The organism is Streptomyces sp. NPDC002054 (genome assembly GCF_040296685.1).
In the GTDB taxonomy this organism is placed as follows: domain Bacteria; phylum Actinomycetota; class Actinomycetes; order Streptomycetales; family Streptomycetaceae; genus Streptomyces.
Genome location: NZ_JBEOXT010000025.1, coordinates 113,647 through 135,550 on the forward strand (window position 1 = coordinate 113,647; position 21,904 = coordinate 135,550).

A 21,904-nucleotide genomic window follows, 5' to 3' on the forward strand; every position below is an offset into this window, starting at 1 on the left:
ACCATGGCAAGCACCCTGGCGAGCGCGGGCTCCCGGCTGTGGACCCCCGCCCGGCAGCCGTCGTTCCGGCTGCTGTGGCTGGGCCAGTCCCTGTCCCTGCTCGGCGACGGCTTCAGCTATATCGCGTTCTCGTGGATCACCCTGGGCCTCACCCAGTCCACCCTGGCCCTCGGCTGGGTCCTGGCCTGCCAGGGCATACCCCGGGCCCTGCTCACCCTGGTCGGCGGATCGCTGAGCGACAAATGGTCCAGCCGCACCCTGATGAAGTTCTCCAGCTGGGCCCGGGCCGGCCTGATGGCCGCGGTGGGCCTGGCCGGCATGGCGGGCGCACTGAACGTGTGGCTGCTGTGCTGCGCGGCGGCGGCGTTCGGGGCGGTGGACGCGTTCTTCCAGCCGGCCCGGGCATCGATCCTGCCGTCGGTGGTGGAGAAGGAGATGCTGCCGCCGGCGAACGCACTGCTCGGGGTCGGCACCAAGGTGTCGGCGATCCTGGGCCCGGCCGTCGGCGGTCTGGTGGTGGCGCTGTCCGACGCGCACATCGCCTTCCTGGTGGACGCGGTCTGCTTCGCGCTGTGCGGGCTGTGCGTGGCCCGGATCCGTACCCTGCCGGCGGCGGCGCCCGCTGCGGGGGCCGCGCCGGAGAAAGCCGGGGCCGAGGACTCGCTCGGCGCCCGGATCAAGGCCGGCCTGCGGTACGCCTGGGCGGACCCGCGGATCCGTACCATCCTGGCCATCGACATGGCAGTGACGTTCTGTCAGGCGGGCCCGTTCACGGTCGGCTTCGCCACCCTGGCCAAGGTCGACCTGAACGGCGGCTCGACCACCCTGGGCCTGCTGAACGGCGCGCTGGCGGGCGGGGCGATGCTGGGCACCCTGGTGGGCGGGGCGCTCTCCGGCCGCCCCCGGGTGGGCCTGCTGATCGCCGCGCTGGCCGGCTGGCTGGCGGTCGGATCCGGGGTCCTCGGGCTGGTCGACAACACGGTGGCGGCGCTCGGCACGGTGCTGGTGATGGGGTTCGGGATGGGATTCCAGGGGGTGTTCGGGGTCAGCTGGATCCAGCGGAACATCGACGGCTCGGTGCTGAGCCGGGTGATCTCGGTGGACATGGTCCTCGGCTACGCCGTCGCCCCGCTGTCCCTGGTCCTCTGCGGGGCCATGGCCCAGTCGGGCACCGGCCCGATGTTCGCCCTGTCGGCGGTGGTCCTGGGCGTGACGGCCCTGGGCGTCCTGGCCTCCCGCCACGTCCGCGAGATGCGCTGACCGCGCGCGGGCCCGGCTTGGGCCGGGGCGAAGCCCCGAGACAGGGTGCGGGGCGGAGCCCCGGAACGGGGTGCGGGGCGCAGCCCCCGGAACGGGGTGCGGGGCGCAGCCCCCGGAACGGGGTGCGGGGCGCAGCCCCCGGAACGGGGTGCGGGCGGAGCCCGGTCACCCGAACCGATCCGGGGCGGAGCCCCGAGACCGTGGGGAAAGCTCCGCGCAGCGGAACCGCGAGGGTCAGGCCAGGACGGCTGCGGCGAAGTCGCAGAGGGAGGAGCGGGTCGGATGGCCGGTCTTCGTGCCGAGGGCGGCGATGTGCTTCTCCACCGTACGGGGGGAGATGTAGAGGCGGTCGGCGATCTCCTTGTTGCCGAGCCGCTCGGGCAGCAGCTGGAACACCTCGTACTCCCGGACCGTGACCCCGAGCGTGCGCAGCACCTCGGGGATCGCGTTCGAGCCGGAGCGGCGCTGATGGACCGGGGCGCCCAGCCGCCGCAGGGCGGCCCGGCAGGCGTTGGCCACATTGGGCACGGACCCGGCATGGAAGTGGTGTTCGGCCCGGCGCAGCCAGGCCACCGGCTCGCCCCAGCCGTCCTGGTGCGCAGCCTCCGCGATCAGGCGCAGGCCGAGGTGCAGGGCCGTCGGATAGGCCTCGGCCAGGGCCAGCCCCTCCGCGGCGGACGCAGCCGCCTGCTCGGGGCGGCCCTCCCGGCCGAGCAGGACGGCGCCGGCGAGCAGGACGAACTGCCGGTTCCACCGCATCCGGCCGGGCGAGGTCGCGGCGATCTCCTCGTACGGGCTGCGGCCGACCTGCCCCGACAGGACGTCGAGGAGCAGGCCGATGCCGTACCGCCCGCTGAGGTAGTAGGTGCTGGGGTTGGCGTTCTCGAGGTCGCGGACCGCATGGAGCTCGCGGACCGCGCCGGGTCTGTCCTCCTCCATGAGTGCGCAGAACGCCCGGGCGAGCCCGAGCGTCAGCGGTTCTTCCTGGGAGCCGGCCCCGTCCCAGTCGGCGAACGCCGACAGCGCGCGGTCCATGGCCGGCCGGTCCCCCCGGTGGGCGGCGAGGACCGCCTGGGACATCAGTACGTACCGGGTGGCGGGCGCCAGCCGGAGGCGCTGGACCACGGTCAGGCACTCCTCGGCGGCGCGCGCCGCGGCGGTGAACTCCCCGCGCAGGACGGTGTCCAGGATGAGAATGCCGTCGATGGTGTAGACGATGGTGGCGGAGCCGAGCCGCAGGGCCTCGCCGCGGGCGGCGAGCAGCCCGCCCGTGTTGCCCTCGGTCAGCCAGTTGTTGCCGCCGATGCGGGTGAGCGCGTACATCCGCTGGACCGGAAGCCGGTGCTGTTCGGCGGTGTACAGGGCCGATTCGAGCAGGGCGGTGGCCTCGTCGAAGTCGCGTTCCCGGGCGAGGGTGGCGAGGAGCTCCCAGGCCTGGCAGACGACCGTGGACAGGCCGTGCCGTTCGGCGGCCTGGAGTGCGGAGCGGGCGAGCTTCTCGGCGAGCTGGGTGCGGTCCGGGCCGGGGGTGTCCAGGGCCAGGTAGGCGGCGGTGACGTCGATGGGGGCGGTGCTGCGCTCGTCGGGCTCGGCCTTCAGCAGGGCTCTGGCCTGGGCGATCTGCCGGTTGCCGTCCTCCCAGCGGCCCGCCGTGTGGGCGACCTTGGCGAGCCGGGTGTGCAGGGCGGCCAGGCGTACGGCGGTCAGGCTGCCCAGGACATGCAGGTTGTCGGCGAAGCCGAAGGCCTCGGAGAAGTTCCCGGCTTCGGCGAGGGCGGGCAGCAGTGCTTCCAGCACCTCCGCCCGGCGGCTGGCGTCCTGGCTTTCGGACAGCAGCCGTTCGGCCCGGCTGAGCAGGGTGATCGCGGAGCCGATCGCGCCGGCCCCCAGGGCCCGCAGGCCGGCCTCGGCGAACAGCCGCCCGGCCTCGTCGTGGTCGCCGGCCTGCGAGCGGAGCTCGGCGACCAGCGGGCACCAGTCGCCCGGCAGTTCGGGGTGCAGGACCTGGACGGCGTCCGCGGCCTGCCCGGCCATGACGGCCCGGTTGCCGGGGGTGAGCTGGGTGAGCAGAGCCTCCGCGGTGAGCGAGTGGCGGAAGGCGTACCAGTCCGGGGACGGCTCGTCGGGCACCACGAGCTGCGCCGCGACCCCGGCGTGCAGGTGGCTGAGCAGGCCGCGGTCGTCGATGCCGGTCATCTTCTGGAGCACGGTCAGCGGGAAGCGCCGGCCGATCACGGCGGCGGCGGAGAGCAGGGTCAGGCCCTGCGGGCCCAGCCGGTCGATGCGCCGCAGGATGCCGCGGGCCAGGGCGGTGGAGACATCGCTGCGCAGGTCGCCGACGACCCGCCAGCCGTCCTCGCCCTGGACCAGGGCGCCCCCGCTGATCATGCTCTGGAGGAGTTCCTCGACGAGGAAGGGGCTGCCGGCGCTGTCGTCCCACAGCCGGGCCAGCGCCTCCGGCGGGACCCCGTCCGGTTCGGTGCCGAGCTGTGCGGCGATCACCGCGCCCACCTCGGGGCGGGTGAGGGGGGCGAGTTCGAGGACGGCGCCCACGCCGCGCCGCCGGGCCGAGTCGGCCATGTCGAGGGCGTCGCAGGGTTCGGTACGGATGGTGGCGAGCAGCACCACCGGGGTGTATTCGAGGTTGTCGACCAGGTACTCGACCACCGCCAGGGTCTCGGGGTCTGCGTCGTGCAGGTCCTCCAGCAGGAGGAGCTGGCCGGCCGGTTCCGCGGTGGCGATCAGCAGCCGGAGCACCGCCTCACCCAGGATGATCATGGAGCTGCTGTCCTGGGCGTCGCTGCTCCAGTCCGGTATGAGCCGGCCGAGGGCCGGCCGGTAGGGGCCGAGCGGCAGGTCGTCCATCGGCCGGCCGCTGCGGAACAGCGACATCAGCGCCTCGGTGAGTGGCCGAAACGGTACGGTCGGGCCGGTGGTGCTGCTCCGGCCGCGCAGCACGCGCATTCCGGAGCCGAAGGCCAGGCCCACCGCCTCGGCGGCGAGCCGGGACTTTCCGATTCCCGCCTCGCCGACCAGGAAGACCACCCCGCCGCGCCCTTCGCGCGCGTCGGCCAACACCTGCTTGATCTCCGCCATTTGGGGGTCACGACCCACGAGGTACCGCGCACGGGAACGCATGAGCGTGATGCTAGTTCATACGAACTGTTCGAGGTCCACTCAAAGTTGGCCTTTCCTCCGAGGTCCGGAATGACCCCCCAGGCCCCCCTCGGGGATCGTTCAGGCACCCGCCTTGATGAAGGAGACGCTGGTGTCGAGCTGACCGAGGGTGATGACGATGCCGCTGGTCAGCACCATCCCGGACAGGACGCGGGCGCGGGCGCAGACCTTGTTGCGGCCGGACAGGGTGAGCCGGCCGGCCGGGTCCTCGGAAGTGACGGTGGTGGCGGCGGTGGAGGTGGCGGCGGACTGGGTGGCGGCGAGGTTCTTCTGCATGGCGGTGGCTGCCTTTCGGGGACGTGGCGGGAAAGGAGGGTTCAGCGAGCGGTGTGTTCGAGGAGCAGGACGGACGGGACCGCCTCGGGGAAGCCGAGCCGGAGCAGGGCGTAGCCGATGCCGGAGAGTCCGGCGAGCAGTCCCGGGGACGGGACCTGGTCGGGGGTGCCGCACCGGTGGCCGTACTCGGCGAGCCGGCCCAGCAGTTCGCCGGTGTGGCGGGTGAGCGCGCCGCGGGCCGGGTGGTGGCCCTGGGCGGTACGTACGGAGAGGAGCTCCAGGGCGCCGAGGGTGCCGTGCTGGAGGGAGAGGTCGGTGGCCTGCGGCGCCTCGGCCAGCAGGGCGACGCTGCGGTCGAGCGCCGCGCCGGTGCCGAGGCTGTCGGCGCCGAGGGTGGCGGCTGCGGCCAGCGCGGTCCCGGAGAGGCCGGTGGACCAGTCGAGGTGGCCGGGGTGCAGCAGGGCGGTGTCCAGGGCCGACCGCAGCAGCGCGGCCCCGGCCTCGGCGTGCCGGCGTGCCTCCGGCCGACCGGCGGCGTAGCGGAGCAGGGCCCAGCCGATGCCGGCGTCGCCGTGGGCGAAGCCGGGGGCCGGGGTGGCACCGCCCAGCCGGGCGAGCAGCAGGTCGGCGAGCCGGCCGGCCAGAGCCTCGGCACCGGCCGCACCCGGCGTACCCACTACCGCGGTCGTGACGGCGAGGGCGCCTGCGAGGCCGTCGGCCAGGTCGCAGGGGCCGTCCTGGTCTGCCTCGGCGGCCAGTTCGAGGGCGGCCAGGGCGTCCGGCAGACACCGGCCGATCCCTTCCGCATCGCCCTCGGCCTCGCCGAAGAGTGCGGACAGCCGGGCCACCGCGTAGACGATGCCGCCCAGGCCGTGCAGGGCGCCCGGTCCGGCCGCCGCGCTCAGCTCGGGCTCCGTGGCCAGCGCGGCGAGCAGCTCCGGCAGCGGGCGGACCGCCTGCCGGGCCAGCGCGGTGTACCGCTCGGCGCCGGCCAGGGCGCCGATCTGGGCGAGGAACAGGGCGACCCCGGTGTAGCCCTGGGCGAGCCCCGCGCCCATCGGCAGGACCGCCCAGTGCTCTCCGGCGACCTGCTCCAGGCCGAGCCAGTTGACCCGGCCGGCGCCGGGCACGGCGCGGGCGGCGAGCTCGTCGGCGATACCGCAGGCGGCGGCCAGCAGCCGGTTCGGCTCGGGCACCTCGGCGGGGGCCGGCCGGCCGACGAGGACGGAACGGGGGTGCACGGCACCGGAGTTGGCACTGCTGACGGCAAGGGTGGCGGAGATGATCCACTCCTGGTCGTAGCGGTCCACCTCGCTCATCGCGGCGATCTTCCGGCGTACGGTGTCCAGTCCGGCGGCGGGCAGCAGCCCCTCGAGGCGGTCGCCGCGGGCGGTGCGGACGGCGGTGTCCGCGGGGTGGTGGAAGAACAGCGGAACGTCCCCGCACCACAGGTCGCCGATCTCGTCCTCGACCAGCCGCTGCCGGGCCGGGTCGTACACGGACTCCGACCACAGCAGGGCGAACACCGACTCCCGGGCCAGTGCGTCCCCCAGCACGTCGGGGTGCGTGGACTCGTCCAGCAGCGTCGCGTACAGCCGGGTCGAGCGGGCGATCAGGCGTCCTTCGCCCGCAGCCCAGCGGTCCAGCAGCCCCCCGGCCCCGGCGTCGGCCCCGGCCCCGGCGTCGGTGCCCAGCAGCTCGGCGCGGTGCCCGGCGATGGCCTCGTACCCGGCCCGGAAGCCTTCCAGCAGGGCCGCCCGGTGGTCGGTGTGGCCGGTGGCCCGGCCGTCCTTCAACACCGGCCGGTTCTGCCCGGCCTGGCAGGCCACGGCGGCCCGCCGGACCCGCATCTCGTCCGTTCCGGCGCCCTCCCAGCACACATCGTCGCTGGGGTAGGCGCCGCCCGCGCCGCCGCCGAGGGAGGAGATGTCCAGGCCGCCGTTCTCGCCGATCAGCAGGCTCGGCAGCAGACAGGTGCGGTGCACCGAGGCCTGGAGGGCCTCGGCGGCCGGGTCCGGGCCGGCCGTCATGGCGGCGGGCAGCCCGGTGTGCAGCAGGGTCTCGGCGTCCACCAGCACGGGCTGGTCCCCGCAGGCGATCACGTTCTCGTAGTGCATGTCCACGCCGTCGACGGCGTACAGCAGGGCGAGCAGGGCACCCTGGCGGCGGTAGAACCGGTCGAGTTCGGTGACCGACTCGCAGCCGTGGTGCTCGATGAACTCCAGCCAGCCGTGGCCGGCCCCGCGGACCGTGCGCGGGGTGCGCAGCCCCAGGCCGGGCACCTTCGCGTTGAGCCAGCCCACCGCCCGGTCCAGCAGGTCGTGCTGGCCCAGCGGCCGGGGCTTGTAGACCACGGTGGCGCCGTCGGCGAAGTGCAGCAGGGCGACGGAGCGGTTGCCCTGGTGGGCGTCGCCCCGGCCGAGGTCCATCCGGACCAGCTCGCCGGGGTCGGTGCCCTGGAGGAGCTCCTTGACGATCTCGAGTCGGTCGGCGGCGAACCGGTCCAGTAGTTCGGCGGTGGCCTCGGCCGCGTATCCGCAGGCCTGGCCCAGCATCCGGGCGAGGACCGGGTAGCGGGTGAACAGGCCGGCGAGGCCCTGCGGGGTGCCCAGGCGGGCGAGGAACGCCGCGAACCGGTCCTGCGGGGTCCGGCCCGGCAGCTCTCCCGCCGCGCGGGCCAGGTTCAGCTCCTTCACCAGGGTCCGGGCCGCCTGCCGGGTCAGCCGCTCGCCGAGCCGCTCCTCGAACCCGGCGCGCACGGCGGCGAGTTCGGCCTCGGCGCCGTCGGCGCGGGCCTCGACCTCGGCCCAGGCGAGGGCGATCAGGGGCCGCAGCACGGGCAGGAACAGCGCGGCACCGTCGGCGTCGGCGTCCGTACCGTGCGGGCCCTGCGCGCCGTCCCGGCTGTCCTCGGCGTCCGGCCGGCCGACGGCCTGCCGCGCCCCGGGGACCTCCGCGACCGCCCGCTCGATGTACGCCGCCCAGCCCGGCTTGGCCGCCCGCCCGGCGAGCCGGGCCGGCGCCTCCGCCGCGAGGCCGTACGCCAGGCCGGCACCGACACCCAGGCTCGCGAGCCGGGCGGCGAAGCCCTCCGCGTCCCCGCAGGACCACGGCGCGGGCCGGCTGCCGGGGGCGGCGTCCTCCGCGGACGCCGGGGCGTCCGGAGCGGCGAGCCTCTCCCGCAGGTTCAGGCCTCGGGCCCACCACCCGTGGGGGAGGAGGGCGCCGACCCGGGTCTCTCGGTCAGTGGCGGTATCAGTCACGGGAGAAAAACTCGCAGAGCCCGCCGTCCCCCACATGGGGGGAACTCCCCCATATTCTGCGGCCCCTCCCCCACCCGCCCCCAGAGACGTACGGACCTGGGGGCGGGAGGCCCCCGGGCAGCCGCCGCGACCCCGCCGGCCGGGGCCGCCGCCGGGCCGGGCGGGCCGGGGCCGCGCGGCCGGTGAGCTCTGCGGACCCGTCCGCACGGGATCTGCGGGGCGTACTCACCGGTCTTTCACAAATGTGGGGGACGGGGCCCGATGCCGGGCCCCGGCCGCCGCCGCCAGTCTGCTGTCCAGCACCCCGCTCCCCTCGACCTCGCTCCCCTCGACCCCTCGGACCTCGACTCCTCGGAGGACTCGGTGGCACAGCCCGTTCCTGTCAACGTCGTCGCATTCGACCCGGTGCTGGAAGCCGGCACCAAGAGCACCCTGTTCGCCTGCCCGGAGGTGCTCCTGACACCGCCGGACGGTGCCCCGCGGGTCGTGGTCATGACCGTCGACCAGGTCGGCCACCCGGAGCTCGACGTCCTGCGCACCATCCGCGAGGCGCCCCACCGGCCCGATGTGGTGCTGGTGGCCGCCGAACTGGCGCCCGGGGGTGCCCTGCACGCGATAGCGGCGGGTGCCCGGGGGCTGCTGCGCCGCCGGGAGGCGGACGCCGCCCGGCTGTCCCGGGCCGTCCTCGCCGCCGCGCGGGGCGACTGCACCCTGCCGCCGGACCTGCTGGACCTGCTGCTGAAGCACTCGGGTGCCCCCGGCCGGGACGGTGACCCGACGGCCGCCCCCTGGGCCGCCGCGGGCCTGACCGACCGGGAGAGATCCGTACTGCGGATGGTCGCGGACGGCCACGAGACCAGCGAGATCGCCCAGCGGCTGTGCTATTCGCCGCGGACCGTGACCACGGTCGTGCACGACATCACCCAGCGTTTCCGGCTGCGCAACCGCGCCCACGCGGTGGCCTACGCGCTGCGGACGGGCCTGCTGTGAGCGCCGCCGTCGCGACCGTCGGCGCCGCTCCGGCCGCTCCTGAGCGCGCGGAGCACAGCGTACGGGTGCATGTGGTGGGCGGCCCCGGCGGAACTCCGCCGGACCGGCTGGCCCGGATGCTGGCCGAGGCCGGCAGCGTACTGGCCCCGGCCGCCGAACCGGCCCCGGACACCGTGGTGGTGGCGGTCGCCGCGACCGTCGAGGACGCCCTGGCGGCCTGCCCCGGGCCCGGCCACCGGCTGCTGGCCATCTGCGACACCGTCACCCCCGCCGGACTGCGCCTGGCCATCCAGGCCGGGGTGCTGGCGATCCTCCGCTCGGCGGACCTGACCCCGGCCCAGCTGATGGCCGCCGTGCACTGCGCCCACCAGGGCGACGGCCGGATGCCGTACGCGGCCCTGGTCCGCCTGCTGGGCGGCGCGGGCACTCCGGCGGTCCCCCGCTCGACGGCCCTGCCGGAGGCCCCGCTGCTGACAGCCCGCCAGACCGCGGTGCTGACGCTGATGGCGGAGGGCCACGGCAACGCGGTGATCGCCCGCACCCTGTCCTGCTCGGAACACACCGTCAAGAACGTCATCTACGAACTGATGGCCCGCCTCCAGGCCCGCAACCGCGCCCACGCAGTGGCCCGCGCCGTCCGCCACAGCCTCATCTAGGGCTCCCGGGATCAGGCGCTGACCATGTTCTCCGCCCCGGCGATCAGCTGGTCGAGCAGGGCGAGCAGAGCGCCGCGGACGTCGTCGCGGACCCGTGCGTCCAGCAGCAGGATGGGGGTCTGCGGATCGCGCAGGTGCAGGGCCGCCCCGATCTCCTCCGCGGTGTAGGGCTGTTCGCCGTGGAAGCAGTTGGCTCCGATCACGAACGGAAGGCCTCTGCTCTCGAAGAAGTCGATGGCCGGGAAGCTGCGGTCCAGCCGCCGGGTGTCGACCAGTACGAGTGCCCCGAGCGCCCCGTTCAGCAGGTCGTCCCACATGAACCAGAACCGTTCCTGGCCGGGGGTGCCGAACAGGTACAGGACGATCCCCGCGTCGGCGAGGGTGATCCGGCCGAAGTCCATGGCCACGGTGGTGAGCGTCTTGGACTCGATGCCGTCGAGGTCGTCGACGCCGACACCCGCGCTGGTGAGCAGTTCCTCCGTGCGCAGCGGCTCGATCTCGGAGATCGTCTCGACGACGGTGGTCTTGCCGACTCCGAATCCCCCCGCGACCAGGATCTTGACGGGGGCCGCCGCCACATCGGGGGTGTCACGCGTGTCATATCCGGGCAAGGTTGTCCCTGATTCTCATGAGCAGGTGGACATTGGTGGTCTCGGTCCCGTCCAGGGGCGGCCGGTGCTCGATGAGCCCGCGGTCCGCCAGCTCGCCGAGGAGGAGCGTCATCGGGGTCAGGCGCATGCCCGTCCGCGCCGCGATCTCGGCGACCGCCAGCCCGCCCGGGGGCGGGCACATGGCGAGGATGGCCTGCCATTCGGTGGGCAGGCCGCCCAGAGCGTCCTCGGCGGCAGCCGCCGTGATCGTGGTGTCCATGGTGAGGACGGTGTGCGGAGCGGCCGTCCGGCCGTCGGTCAGCGCATAGAGCCGGGTCCGGCGGCCGGGGCGCTGCGGCTCGTCCGGCATTACGGGGTCGGCACCTGTTGGCGCTCGGGGGTGCCCAGCCATTCGCCGAGCGCCTGGGCGGTCCGTACGGCCTCGCCGCCCAGCTCCCCGAGCCGGGCCTTCCGGGAGGTCACCACGATGAGGGTGCTGCCCTCTCCGCACCCGACGATGCACAGGTACCGGTCGTCCATCTCGATCAGCTGGCGGATGACCTGGCCACCGTCGATCTCCCTGGAGATCGCCTTCATCGTGGCCGCGATGCCGGAGGCCGCGGCGGCCATCCGCTCCGCCTGGTCCCGGTCCAGCAGGTAGTCGCTGAGCCTGATCCCGTCGTTGGACAGGAGCACGGCTCCCTGGATACCGGCGATCCGGCTCAGGTTGTTGTCCAGGACGCTGTAGATCGCGCTGTTGGATGCCGCGGTGTTGGGTGTCGTCGTCATGGCTGATCCTGTCTGAGCTCTGCTTCCACTGACTGGGTCCCCTGTTCGTAGTCCGCCCAGGCGTCGGCCACCTCTTCGGGGGTGGCCGTGTCCGGGGCGGGGGCCGGCTCCGCCGCCCGTGGCCCGCGGAGTTGCTCGGTCATATGGGTCTGCGGCACGCGCTCGGGGAGGGCCGGCCGCGCGTCGCCGTCCCGCTGTACGGGCAGGAGTGCGGGCGTACGCTCCTTCGGCCGGCCGGAGACCGGGCGGCTCGGCAGCCCGGAGCCGGTGCGCGGGGCCGGCTCGGCCGCGCGGGGTGCGGGCACGGGTACAGGTACGGCGGCGGGCACGGCGGCGGGAACCGGCTCGAGCTCACGCTCGGGCTCAGGCTCCCGCTCCGGCGCGGGCTTCGGCGCGCGCTCCGGCAGGGGCTTCGTTTCGCGCTCTTGCTCACGCTTCGGCTCGCGCGCCGCCGGAACCAGCAGTTCCGCGGGGAGAATGACCACGGCCGAGGTGCCCCCGTAGACCGACCGGCGCAGCGTGACCGTGGCCCCGAGCTGGTCGGCCAGGTGGCCGACCACGAAGAGCCCCAGCCGGTGGGCGTTCTCGGCCAGGACGGAGTACGGCGGGGCCGAGTGCAGGCGCTGGTTCATCTCCTCGTAGCGGGCACCGGTCACGCGCGGCCCGCGGTCCTCGATCTCGACCGAGAGTCCGTCCGCGACCAGTTCGGCCCGGATGACCACCTTCGCCCGCGGCGGGGAGAAGCGGGTGGCGTTGTCCAGCAGCTCCGCCAGCAGATGGCTGATCTGGCTGATCACGGACGGCTCCACGCTCGCCTCGTCCAGGGCGTGCCGCTCGATCCGCCGGAACTCCTCGACCTCCGCGGCGGCTTCGCGCAGCAGGTCGGCGACCCGCATGGGTTCGGTGTGCGGGTCGGGGATCTCCCCGCCCGACAGGATGAGCAGGTTCTCGATCTGCCGCCGCATGCCCACGGTCAGCTGGTCGGAGCGCATCAGCTGGGCCAGCAGGGCCTCGTCGTGGCCGAACGCGTCCTGGAGTTCCTCGGTGAGGCTCAGCTGCCGGCTGACCAGGTTTCCGGTGCGCGAGGCGATGCCCGAGGCGAACCTGCCGAAGCCGTGGCGCTCGGCCGCGAGCTGCCGGTGCCCGTCGACGGAGACCGCGACGACGCGGGCGAAGGCGTCGTTGATCCGCCCGACCTCGTCCTGGTGCCCGCGCACCGCGGGCAGCGCGGACTCGTCCACGGGGCGGCCACTGTCGAGCCGGGCCACGACGTCCGGGAGGATCCGCTCGGCGATGGCCACCGTACGCCGGTGCAGGCCGTCCAGGCGGCGCAGCACCGAGCGGGTGGAGAACACCACGACGGCCACGACCAGCAGCAGTCCGGCGCCGCTGAGGCCGACCAGCCAGGCGACCTCGGTCTGCAGGCGGGCCGCCTTGGCCTCGCCGCGGGAGAGGACCTCGCGTGCCCGGTCGATGTTGAGGGTGGCCATCTGCACCGAGACGTTGCTGTGCGCCGCACGCCACCCGCTGACCTCGGCGGGCAGCCTGATACCGGTGGCGGTGTCCTTGTTCTCGTGGATGATCGCGTTCTCGATGCGCCTCTTCTTCTGCCAGTCCGCAGAGGTGGTGACGCGCTCGTAGAACCTCCGGTCCCCTTCGCGCAGATACGGCACGATCCAGGTCTCGTACAGGTAGCGCTGGGCACCGACGGCGCTGGCGAACTCGTCGAAGCCGGCCGGGCTCATTTCCCTGGACGGTCCGGCCAGAGCCAGGACCGCGTCCTGCCGCGCCATCATCTCGGAGGCCGAGAGCATGGACACCACGGGCCGGTTGGCCTCGGTGAGTTCGGCGTCCTCCGCGTGGCTGAACTCCTCCTGGTACACACGGATGATCTCGCTGATGGCCCCCGTGTAGTAGCCGAGCGTGCTCTCCGCCGGGCCGATGCGGACGTCCGAGCGCTGGCGGGGGCCGCCTATCGTCTGCATGCGGCGGTCCACCTCCGCGAGGGCCCCGTCCGTACCGGTCACCGCCCGGCCGAAGTCGGCCACGGCACGGTCGGTGGCCTGCCGCCGCAGCCTCAGCTCGTCCTCGGCACCGGGAGTCCCCGCCCACACGGCGGCGGTCGCCGTCCGCTCGGTCTGCAGGTTGACCATCAGCGTGTACAGGGGCACGCCGACCCGCTCACTGGCCTCCACGTCGGCGCGCAGGTGCGCCGACTGCTCCAGGAGCCGGTCGGCGTTCAGCACGGTCTGGGCGCCCATGGCCACGGTGGGGACGACCGCCAGACAGATCAGCAGGGTGCGCAGCCGCACCGTCCGCCGCCGCGGCAGCCGCTGCTGTTGCCGCTGCCGGGTCGTCAGGGGCACTGCCGGCTCTTCGGGTTCTGCGGGGCCTTCGGGCTCTGTGGAAGACATCGTTCCTCGGGGGCGGCTGGGCAGCGGGCGGGGAGCGGGGACAGCCAGTCTGAAGGCGCTGATCATAACCAGCCGAACGGCTGAATCGGACCCATTGATTCTGATATCGGCAGGTGCTATGAGCGACCCACTTGTTGCCGACCGGAGGCCGGATCGGAACCGGATCGCGACGGCCCGTCGACCCTCTGGTGCCACCCCGTCAGATCTCACTATGATGCGCACCGTTCCATCACAGTTCGCACATGCATGGCCATCGGATCCCCGCACGCTGTTCACAGAATGTTCGCCTGTGTCCGTCGAACGGGGTCCGTGCTCTGAACGCCCTGCCCGCGCGCCGCCGCCTGCCCGACCGCAGGCCCCGCGCCCCTTGCGACTTCGGAGGTTCCAGTGAACGTGAACGTGAACGTGAACGCATCGTCCGGCACCCGGCGCCGATTACCAGCACTGGTCATCGGCCTGGTGGCCGCTCTCGCCTCGACCCTCGGCGCGGCCCCGGCCGACGCCGGCACTCCCCCGGCCCCCGTCGGGACGGTCCGTACGGTCCCGGGGTCCACCCCGGTGCCCGACAGCTACCTGGTGATCCTCAACGACAGCGCCGTCGCTGCCGAATCGATCCCGCAGACCGCCGACAGCCTGGCCGCGCGGCACGGCGGCCAGGTCCGGATGGTCTGGCAGACCGCGGTCCACGGCTACGCGGCGCGGATGAGCGCCGCAGAGGCCGCAAGAGTGGCCGGCGACCCCAGAGTCGCGTACGTCCAGCAGGACGCCGAGGTGCGCCTCGCGGCGACCCAGCCCAATCCCCCGTCCTGGGGCCTGGACCGCGTCGACCAGCGCAACCTCCCGCTCGACGCGAGCTACTCGTACGGGAGCACCGGCGCCGGCGTGAACGCGTACATCCTGGACACCGGCATCCGGACCAGCCACACCACCTTCGGCGGCCGGGCCGTCTGGGGCCACAACTCCGTGGACGGCAACAACACCGACTGCAACGGCCACGGCACCCATGTGGCCGGCACCGTGGGCGGCAGCCAGTACGGGGTGGCCAAGGGGGTGAAGCTGATCGCGGTGAAGGTGCTCAACTGCGCCGGATCCGGCACCACCGCCGGGCTGGTCGACGGCCTGAACTGGGTCGCCGCCAACGCCGTCAAGCCCGCGGTCGCGAACATGAGCCTCGGCTACGGCGGGGTCGACCCCACCGCGGACAGCGCGGTCCGCTCCGCCATCGCCTCCGGGGTGACCTTCGTCATCGCCTCCGGCAACTACGGCGCCGACGCCTGCAACTACTCCCCGGCCCGGGTGACGGAAGCCATCACGGTCAACGCCACCGACAGCGGCGACAACCGCGCCTCCTTCTCGAACTACGGCCCCTGCACCGACCTCTTCGCGCCCGGCGTGGCCATCACCTCGGCCTGGCACACCGGCGACACGGCCACCAACTCCCTCCAGGGCACCTCGATGGCGGCCCCGCACGCGGCCGGAGCGGCAGCCCTGCACCTGGCCGCCCGCCCTGGTGACACCCCGGCCCAGGTCTCCGCGGCCCTCACCGCCGCGGCCACCCCGAACAAGGTGATCAACCCGGGCGCGGGATCCCCGAACCGCCTGCTGTACACCGGCACCGCGGCCGGCGGCATCACCGTCGCCAACCCCGGCAACCAGGTCTCCTACCAGTACGACCCGGTCAGCCTGCAGATGTCGGCCTCCGGCGGAACCGCGCCCTACGGGTGGTCGGCCACCGGCCTCCCGACGGGCATGTCGATCAATGCCACAACCGGCCTGATCTCCGGCGTCGCCCGCGGCGTCGGCACCCGCACGGTCACGGTCACAGCCACAGACGCAGCCAACGCCACCGGCAGCACCACCTTCACCTGGCGCGTAATCCGCGACGCCTGCCCCCGCTGCTGACCCCCCCCCGTTACCTTTTTCGTGGCTCCGCAATGGGGCCTCCGGCCTTCGGGTCCGGCATGACTTCCCCCTCCTGTTTTTGATGATCCGGGGGGTGGTGTCACCGGGTCCGGAGGCATCGACGGACCGCTGATGAGGGGCTTGAGCACCGGCTTCACCCAGGCCGGAAGAGCTCTCCGTAACGTGGATGTGGCAGCTCGGTGCCGAGGCAAGGCCGGACGAAAGCGTGATGGAGGGGTCTGCACGTGATCGACACCGGCGACATCGACGTCTTCCTCGGCCTGGACGTGGGCAAGGGCGAACACCATGCCACCGCCGTCACCCCGGCCGGCAAGAAGGCTTTCGACAAGCGCCTGCCCAACACCGAACCCAAGCTCCGCGAGCTGTTCGCCAAGCTGCAGGCCAAGCACGGAACGGTGCTGGTCGTGGTCGACCAGCCTGCCTCGATCGGTGCCCTGCCGCTGGCCGTCGCCCGGGACATGGGCTGCCCGGTCGCCTACCTGCCGGGCCTGACGATGCGGCGGATCGCCGACCTCTACCCCGGCGAGGCCAAGACCGACGCGAAGGACGCGTTCATCATCGCGGACGCCGCCCGCGCGATGCCCCACACGCTGCGCGCAATCGACGGCGAGGACGAGACGATCGCCGAGCTGGAGATGATCGTCGGCTTCGACGACGACCTGGCCGGCGAAGCCACCAGGGTCGCGAACCGCCTGCACGGCCTGCTGACCCAGATCCATCCGTCACTGGAACGGGTGCTGGGGCCGCGGTTGCAGCACCCGGCCGTCCTGGCCCTGCTGGAGCGGTTCGGGTCACCGGCACAGATACGCAAGGCCGGCAGACGGCGGCTGGTCACGCTGCTGCGGCCGAAGGCGCCGCGGATGGCCGAGCGTCTGGTCGAGGACATCTTCGCCGCGTTGGACGAACAGACCGTGACCGTCCCGGGGACCGAGGCCGCCGCCCTCATCGTCCCAAGCCTGGCCGGATCCCTGACCGCCGTCCTTGACCAGCGCAAACTCCTGGCCGGACGGATCGAAGAACTCCTGGACGCCCACCCTCTTTCGAAGGTCCTGACGTCGATGCCGGGCATCGGCGTCAGGACCGGAGCCCGCATCCTGATCGAGGTCGGCGACGGCAGCACCTTCCCGACCGCCGGCCACCTCGCCGCCTACGCCGGTCTCGCCCCCGCCACCCGGAGCTCGGGCTCATCGATCCGCGGCGAACAACCCTCCAGACGGGGAAACAAGCAGCTCAAACGGGCCTTCTTCCTCTCCGCGTTCGCCGCCCTGGCCGACCCCGCATCGCGGACCTACTACGACAAGAAGATCGCCCAGGGCAAGCACCACACCCAGGCCCTGCTCTGCCTCGCCAGACGCCGGGCCGACGTCCTCTTCGCCATGCTCCGCGACGGAACCTTCTACGAACCCCGGCCAGCCGCAGCCGGCTGATCCTCAGCGGCCTCGCCGCACACGGGGCAGCCCCGCTCCTCGACCGAGTCCATCACGACCGGATGACCGCAGAAGTCACACGGCCGCATGCTCTCGCCGACTCTCGAACAGGCACTTCATCACTCATGACAGCCACACTGCCACCCGACCACCTTGACCAAAGACATAGGGGCACCCCCCGCTGAAACCCGCCGGGCCCGGCCCGCACCCCGCGCCGGGCCCGGACGGGTCAGCCCTACCGGGCGTCCACCGCGTCCGGATTGATCCCACGACCCGCCGACAGCGGTTCAACCGCACCGCACGACCCTCACCGGTTAGGCGCCACCCTGTCGGCCAACGGTTTTCAAGAGAGTGCTGCGGGAAGCGTCCCCCCTATGGCTGACCTGGCCCTTACCTGCCCTCAGGGGCCTACTCCGGCTCGGGCGGTCCACACCTGGTCCACTGGGTCGGTTCGGGGCTACCTACTGGCCTGCAAGATCAGCATCCGCGCCAAATGAGGAGCCACCTCCGCAGCGCCAGCCCCAAGGGCTGCCAGAGTGACGGACTCATCGGGTTCGGTCCGCAGCGGGCGACCCGAACGTCCAAAGCCCAGGGGCCTCGAAATCTGACGGGACCGCGTCGGGTCAAAGGTGTCCACGCTCAAGAGCGCCTCGTTCGACACGCCGGCCGCCAGTACGACGCGGTCCGCCTGGACAATATTGAGCGCCCCGGAAAACCTCAACAGGTCAGCAATCTGCCGAGGCAACCCATCGGGATCCAAGATCGCGCCAGAGCCGTCTCGGGGCAACGAAGCCTGGGTGGAGAGCTGCCCGGTCTTGTAGAGACGGCACTCCAGCAGTTCGCCCCGCTGGGGCTTGTCCCACGGCCGTGATCGACTGACGGCAAGGCTGACGGCCATGTACTCATCAGACGTGATCGGGTTCAGCGCTACCTCGCTCCCGATCACCCGTGTCGCCCGGATTCGTTCCAGCAGGGACACACCCAGTTGGTCCAGCTCCCGCGCTGAGTAGCCGGGGAAATCGAGCGGCACGACGTGTACTTCCAGCGCGGAGTCGTGGTTGGTGACGGTCTGTGAAGCCTGGCCATCCGAAGCCCAGCGCACGGCAGGTTGCTGGTCAAGCTTGGCGAAGGCCAACGGCGATCCGGCCGACTCCAGCTCCCTTACCTTCTGAGCAACCTTGGTCATCAGTTCAGTCGAGGTGTGGAAGGAGTCGCGGAACCTTCCAGTGGCGTAAGCCTCCAAGATTCGCACGAAACTATGCTGATCTGGTTCGAACACCACTTCGTTCTTGCGGTAGACGAAACTTGGCTTCCCCGCTGCCTGCGCGGCCACCCATTCATCATGCGTAGCCGATTGCCCTGTCTCAGGGAAGACGTAGCCGTAGAAGGGGCCAAGGAGGAAGAGGCACACATCCGCAGATTCCAGGGCCCGTAGGCACGCCTCCCGGCTTGGGGTGGCCTGCGCAGAAAAGTCCTCGAATCGCACTGGAGTATGACCTAGCGCGCGAATCAACCCATCGAGGGCGTCACGCTCATCCTCTAGACCTTTGCGGGCGCTACTAATGAAGATCTTCACGCTACGGTGTCTCCACTGCTGCGGCTCGCCTTCACGGCGGAGCGGTTGGCTCGTGTGTCTAGTGTGCCGATGATGGGGAGGAGTTGCTCCATGCCCGACGCTTCAGACGAGGCAATACGCACCTACTGGAAAGAGCACCGCGAGCAACTACGACAGTGCGAGACCCAACGCTCCACACTGACGAACCTCCTCATCGTCGTCACGGCCGCTCTGAGCGCTCTGATCGTTCAGCAGAAGTTCACGCTCAACGTTGTACCTCTATGCATCTTCGTCGTGCTGACGGGCGTGTACGGAGCTGTTGCCGTATCCAAGTACTACGAACGAGCTTCCTACCACCTCTCTCAGGCACGGGCATTGACCGCCGACCTGGTGGAGCGTGGAGCGCTGGGGCCCAAAGAGGGGCTTGTGCAAGCGCGCGATGAGCACACCAGCAGATTTCCTCGACTGCATCGCATCCGGCTGCACCGCCTATGGGTGATGCTGCACGTTGCTATTGCGCTCTACGGCGTGGCCCTCTTCTGCGTGTGCCTGCTTGTCGCTTGAGGGCAGGGACGCGAAGGGGTACGGGGCAGCAGGGCTCATCGGCAGACGAGCATGCCACCAAGACAAGTGACGCGGAAAGAACCCTGCTCCTGAATGGTCTCGTTGACCCGTTCCCGCGCGCGCTCGATCGTCTCCCGGAACGGAACGCCCATCTTGTCCGCCCAGGCTTCGTATGAGGCCAAGTGCGCGACGACGGGCTCAGCGTCGGTCACCTCGATCACCCCGGGAAGGGGGATCGTCCGGATCTCGCCGAACACCGTACCGAGGATCGCCGGCGCGTCCTCCAGGGTGAAGCGAGCAGACAACTGCACCCGGGCCGGGCCCTCCTGGATGCCCAGCACATCGCCCGCGGCCTGGCGCCAAAGGTGCTCCAGTTCCAGCTTGTCGGTCCTGCTGTTGGTGGAGACGATCGCGATTCCGCCGGGCGCGAGTACACGGCCCAGCTCCCGCACGGCCTGGGCCTGGTCCTCGACGTGGTACAGCATGTGGAGCGCAAGCACCGCACCAAGGGCTCCAGTGGTGATGGGGAGCTGTTGGACATCCGCGACGAGGGCCCCCGGAATGGCATCGAGGATGCCGTGAGACACGTCCATGGGAAGCACCACCAGGTCGTGACGGTCCTCCCGCACCCGGGCGACGAACTTCCCGTTTCCGCACCCCACGTCCGCGACCGCACCGCGTACGTCGGCCAGTTCGTTCACGACGATGCCCGGAAGGTCGTGGCTGGGGGTCTGCCATTGGTAGAGGGATTGGCGGGCGGCCAGGTGCTGACCCGTGCCGTACGCCTTGGTGGAAAGAAGGCCGCGGTCGGTGACCAAATGATCAGGCGTGGGCTGGGCGGTCATCGGGGCTCCGTGGGGTTGCTGGCGAGAGCGGGCCGGACGGTCACCTCGTGAATGTGCGCGCGGAGATCGACTGCCGACTGTGCGCCACGGTACGGCTCGCTTCCGAGGAGCGCGGCTAGATTGCGGAGCCTGATGGTGATGCTCGCCGTGAACACCTCGGCGGTGAAGACCTCCGAGAGCTTCGCACCGGCCCTCTCAACCTGGCCGCTCGCAAGGTAGGCCGTGGCCAGGTCCAGGTGGGCGGCTTGTAGATCGCCGGGGGAGCGGTCGCCCTCTGGCCCGGCGTGGTACAGCTCAACGGCACGATTGGAAGCGCCTATGGCGTGCCGGGTCTGCTCGTCGCCCCCTACGGCCAACAGGGTGGTACCGGCGTAGGCCCACTGTTTGGCCTCGGGAAACGAGAAGACCCCGGGCAACTCGTCGGGTCCCGCAGTACTCCGTGCCTCATGTGCCAACGCGAGTACCCGCAGTGCGCTGCGATTGTCCCCTTCGGCCGCACGGGCTCGGGCCTCCAAGCTCAGTAGCCGGGCCTTGATCGTGCCCGCGCCGGGACCTCGACCCTCGCTATGCCCGGCCTGTGCAAGGTCTCCCGCCCGCCGGTAGTCCCCCGCCCAGTAGGCGGCCAGTGACTGGAACGACCGTGCCCATGCGCGTAACGGGGAGTGCTCCGAGATCTCCGCGCACTGCACCACCGTGCGGGCATGAGTAGCTGCGGCGGAGCGGTCCCCCAGGTCAAGCGAAACATGCGCCGCGAGACCGGATAACCACCCCGCAACCACGTAGAGGTGACGGGTCTGGCTGGGGTGCTGGCGGCCCTCCAGCAACCGGAACACCGCACCCCGAGCCGTGCGAATCTCCGGGATCAGGAGAGGCAAAGGCCGGCTGACGAAGTCCCGGGCGAGTCGTTCGACGTCAGCGTCGAACTGCTCCAGTACGAGCGCGTTGACGTTGGTCTCCGCCGCGTGGCGAGCCAGCCGGGCTGACAGCTCCGTGTCGGCGGCCAGGGATCGGACATCATCAGACGGAGCCTCTTCGGCCGGCCTTTCGTCCGGTGCGGCGGACCCCTTCGGGTACAGGCCCAGTTCCTCTTCGCTGACGACCTGGAACACCGCGCACAAGGCGGCCCGGTAGTCACCGGAAGGCCACGTGATGGCTCCTCGCTCAAGGCGGGAGACCCAGTTCGCATCAAGCTCCGGATCGCGCCCGGTGGCTGCCTGAACCTGAGCGCACACGCGCTCCGCGACCTGGGTCTGAGTCCATCGCTGGGAGTTTCTGTGTCTGCGAAGAGCTTCGTTCGCCATCATCCCGCCGTCCTCTGGTCGAGCCGGGCGCCGAAATCGTAGCCGGAATCTGCCTTCTGAGTGCCTACAACGTGCCTAGTGGAATGCCCTGTTGGGGTCTTGGCCAGCGGAGTTGACTGGTCTCAGCCGCCCGGAGAGGCGGCCTCCCCCTCGCAGCGGGTCGTAGGACCGTCCGCAACGTCACACCCGCGGCCCGCTGCGTCGCCGGAGTGCAGTTGCCCGACCGAGACCGAGGAGAGGCGCAGTGCCCACCCAGAGCCGTATTCGTCAGCGTCAGACCGTGCCCGGCTGGGTCAGCGAGGGCACCCACATCCACGACCCGCTGAGGGGCTGCACCGGCATCGTGCAGTTCATCGGCGAATTCGAGGACCCCAAGTCCCGAGTCGTCATGCAGAACGCCGTCTTCGTCCGGCCGGAGGGCGGTGGGGTGGAGTGGGTTGTTGAGGACCCTTCCAGCCTGGAACGCGGCTGACCGCACGCGCCCCCTGGGGTTGGCGTCAGCAGCTCGCCGTCCTCGTGTACGTCGTCGCCGTCAGCGTCCTGGTGGTCACCCTGGCCGTAGCCGGAAGCCCCGGGAGCTGACTCACAGATTTCCCTCCGGGACCCCGGCGGGATCCATCGAGATCAAGAAGGAGTACGGAATGAACGAGAACGCCCCCACCGAGCAGAACAGTGGCCTGCTGATCGGCGTTCGCCGCATCGCGGCGGCCCGCTCGCGTGCCGAGGAAGCCTCGGACAACACCGGCGGCAAGTCGGACATGAATGACACCTGATCGACCGAGGAGACTTCCCAATGACATTGTCAAGCTCGCGCCGTGACCGGTGGTGCGGCTTGGTAGCACGCTCCGTCGCGGATCATGGCCCACAGGACGTT

18 protein-coding genes are annotated in these 21,904 nt (G+C 71.6%); 8 read left to right on the forward strand and 10 right to left on the reverse strand.

Annotation, left to right across the window (positions count from 1 at the left end; translation table 11 throughout):
* Window positions 1–3: 3 nt before the first annotated feature.
* Window positions 4–1,260: an MFS transporter gene (locus ABT123_RS22995; RefSeq protein WP_351317723.1), complete on the forward strand. Its 1,257-nt coding sequence runs from the start codon at window positions 4–6 to the stop codon at window positions 1,258–1,260.
* A gap of 234 nt (window positions 1,261–1,494) precedes the next feature.
* On the opposite strand, the gene ABT123_RS23000 is transcribed toward ABT123_RS22995, so the two are convergent.
* The 3 genes from ABT123_RS23000 to ABT123_RS23010 all read right to left on the reverse strand — a co-directional run bounded on the left by ABT123_RS23000 (window position 1,495) and on the right by ABT123_RS23010 (window position 7,976).
* Window positions 1,495–4,398, reverse strand: coding sequence for a helix-turn-helix transcriptional regulator (locus ABT123_RS23000; RefSeq protein WP_351317725.1), 2,904 nt, complete (start codon window positions 4,396–4,398; stop codon window positions 1,495–1,497).
* 99 nt (window positions 4,399–4,497) lie between these two features.
* Complete coding sequence (locus ABT123_RS23005; protein WP_351317727.1) at window positions 4,498–4,713, reverse strand: hypothetical protein; 216 nt, start codon at window positions 4,711–4,713, stop codon at window positions 4,498–4,500.
* A 41-nt stretch (window positions 4,714–4,754) separates the two neighbouring features.
* The gene (locus ABT123_RS23010) at window positions 4,755–7,976 is read right to left on the reverse strand and encodes a type 2 lanthipeptide synthetase LanM (protein ID WP_351317729.1); all 3,222 of its coding nucleotides are present in this window, start codon (window positions 7,974–7,976) and stop codon (window positions 4,755–4,757) included.
* 261 nt (window positions 7,977–8,237) lie between these two features.
* On the opposite strand from ABT123_RS23010, the gene ABT123_RS23015 reads away from it, so the two are divergent.
* Together ABT123_RS23015 and ABT123_RS23020 are read left to right on the forward strand one after the other, a co-directional pair.
* Window positions 8,238–8,966, forward strand: a complete 729-nt coding sequence (locus ABT123_RS23015; RefSeq protein WP_351317731.1) for a helix-turn-helix transcriptional regulator — start codon at window positions 8,238–8,240, stop codon at window positions 8,964–8,966.
* Entirely contained in the window at window positions 8,963–9,622 is a 660-nt protein-coding gene (locus tag ABT123_RS23020) for a helix-turn-helix transcriptional regulator (RefSeq protein WP_351317733.1), read from the forward strand. The genes ABT123_RS23015 and ABT123_RS23020 overlap by 4 nt, the downstream gene beginning before the upstream one ends.
* A gap of 11 nt (window positions 9,623–9,633) precedes the next feature.
* Here ABT123_RS23020 and ABT123_RS23025 read toward each other — a convergent pair whose 3' ends face one another.
* The 4 genes from ABT123_RS23025 to ABT123_RS23040 are packed head-to-tail and all read right to left on the reverse strand — an operon-like array spanning window position 9,634 to window position 13,367.
* Window positions 9,634–10,233: a GTP-binding protein gene (locus ABT123_RS23025; protein WP_351317735.1), complete on the reverse strand. Its 600-nt coding sequence runs from the start codon at window positions 10,231–10,233 to the stop codon at window positions 9,634–9,636.
* Entirely contained in the window at window positions 10,220–10,582 is a 363-nt protein-coding gene (locus tag ABT123_RS23030; protein WP_351317737.1) for a DUF742 domain-containing protein, read from the reverse strand. Before ABT123_RS23030 ends, ABT123_RS23025 begins: the two co-directional genes overlap by 14 nt.
* Window positions 10,582–11,001: a roadblock/LC7 domain-containing protein gene (locus ABT123_RS23035; protein ID WP_351317739.1), complete on the reverse strand. Its 420-nt coding sequence runs from the start codon at window positions 10,999–11,001 to the stop codon at window positions 10,582–10,584. Before ABT123_RS23035 ends, ABT123_RS23030 begins: the two co-directional genes overlap by 1 nt.
* Window positions 10,998–13,367: a sensor histidine kinase gene (locus ABT123_RS23040; RefSeq protein WP_351317741.1), complete on the reverse strand. Its 2,370-nt coding sequence runs from the start codon at window positions 13,365–13,367 to the stop codon at window positions 10,998–11,000. The genes ABT123_RS23035 and ABT123_RS23040 overlap by 4 nt, the downstream gene beginning before the upstream one ends.
* A gap of 441 nt (window positions 13,368–13,808) precedes the next feature.
* Here ABT123_RS23040 and ABT123_RS23045 point away from each other — a divergent pair, with 441 nt between their 5' ends.
* Window positions 13,809–15,317, forward strand: coding sequence for a S8 family serine peptidase (locus tag ABT123_RS23045; protein WP_351317743.1), 1,509 nt, complete (start codon window positions 13,809–13,811; stop codon window positions 15,315–15,317).
* A 245-nt stretch (window positions 15,318–15,562) separates the two neighbouring features.
* Window positions 15,563–16,765: an IS110 family RNA-guided transposase gene (locus ABT123_RS23050; protein WP_502971024.1), complete on the forward strand. Its 1,203-nt coding sequence runs from the start codon at window positions 15,563–15,565 to the stop codon at window positions 16,763–16,765.
* A 457-nt stretch (window positions 16,766–17,222) separates the two neighbouring features.
* On the opposite strand, the gene ABT123_RS23055 is transcribed toward ABT123_RS23050, so the two are convergent.
* Window positions 17,223–18,341 carry a DUF4062 domain-containing protein gene (locus ABT123_RS23055; RefSeq protein WP_351317745.1) on the reverse strand — a complete coding sequence of 373 codons (1,119 nt, stop codon included), beginning with the start codon at window positions 18,339–18,341 and terminating at the stop codon, window positions 17,223–17,225.
* 90 nt (window positions 18,342–18,431) lie between these two features.
* Here ABT123_RS23055 and ABT123_RS23060 point away from each other — a divergent pair, with 90 nt between their 5' ends.
* Window positions 18,432–18,884, forward strand: coding sequence for a hypothetical protein (locus tag ABT123_RS23060; protein ID WP_351317747.1), 453 nt, complete (start codon window positions 18,432–18,434; stop codon window positions 18,882–18,884).
* A gap of 35 nt (window positions 18,885–18,919) precedes the next feature.
* On the opposite strand, the gene ABT123_RS23065 is transcribed toward ABT123_RS23060, so the two are convergent.
* Window positions 18,920–19,729, reverse strand: a complete 810-nt coding sequence (locus ABT123_RS23065; RefSeq protein ID WP_351317749.1) for a class I SAM-dependent methyltransferase — start codon at window positions 19,727–19,729, stop codon at window positions 18,920–18,922.
* Complete coding sequence (locus ABT123_RS23070) at window positions 19,726–21,033, reverse strand: helix-turn-helix domain-containing protein (protein WP_351317751.1); 1,308 nt, start codon at window positions 21,031–21,033, stop codon at window positions 19,726–19,728. The genes ABT123_RS23065 and ABT123_RS23070 overlap by 4 nt, the downstream gene beginning before the upstream one ends.
* 241 nt (window positions 21,034–21,274) lie before the next feature.
* Here ABT123_RS23070 and ABT123_RS23075 point away from each other — a divergent pair, with 241 nt between their 5' ends.
* Window positions 21,275–21,502 carry a hypothetical protein gene (locus ABT123_RS23075; protein ID WP_351317752.1) on the forward strand — a complete coding sequence of 76 codons (228 nt, stop codon included), beginning with the start codon at window positions 21,275–21,277 and terminating at the stop codon, window positions 21,500–21,502.
* Between the two features lie 169 nt (window positions 21,503–21,671).
* The gene (locus ABT123_RS23080; protein WP_008740613.1) at window positions 21,672–21,803 is read left to right on the forward strand and encodes a hypothetical protein; all 132 of its coding nucleotides are present in this window, start codon (window positions 21,672–21,674) and stop codon (window positions 21,801–21,803) included.
* Window positions 21,804–21,904 lie beyond the last annotated feature (101 nt).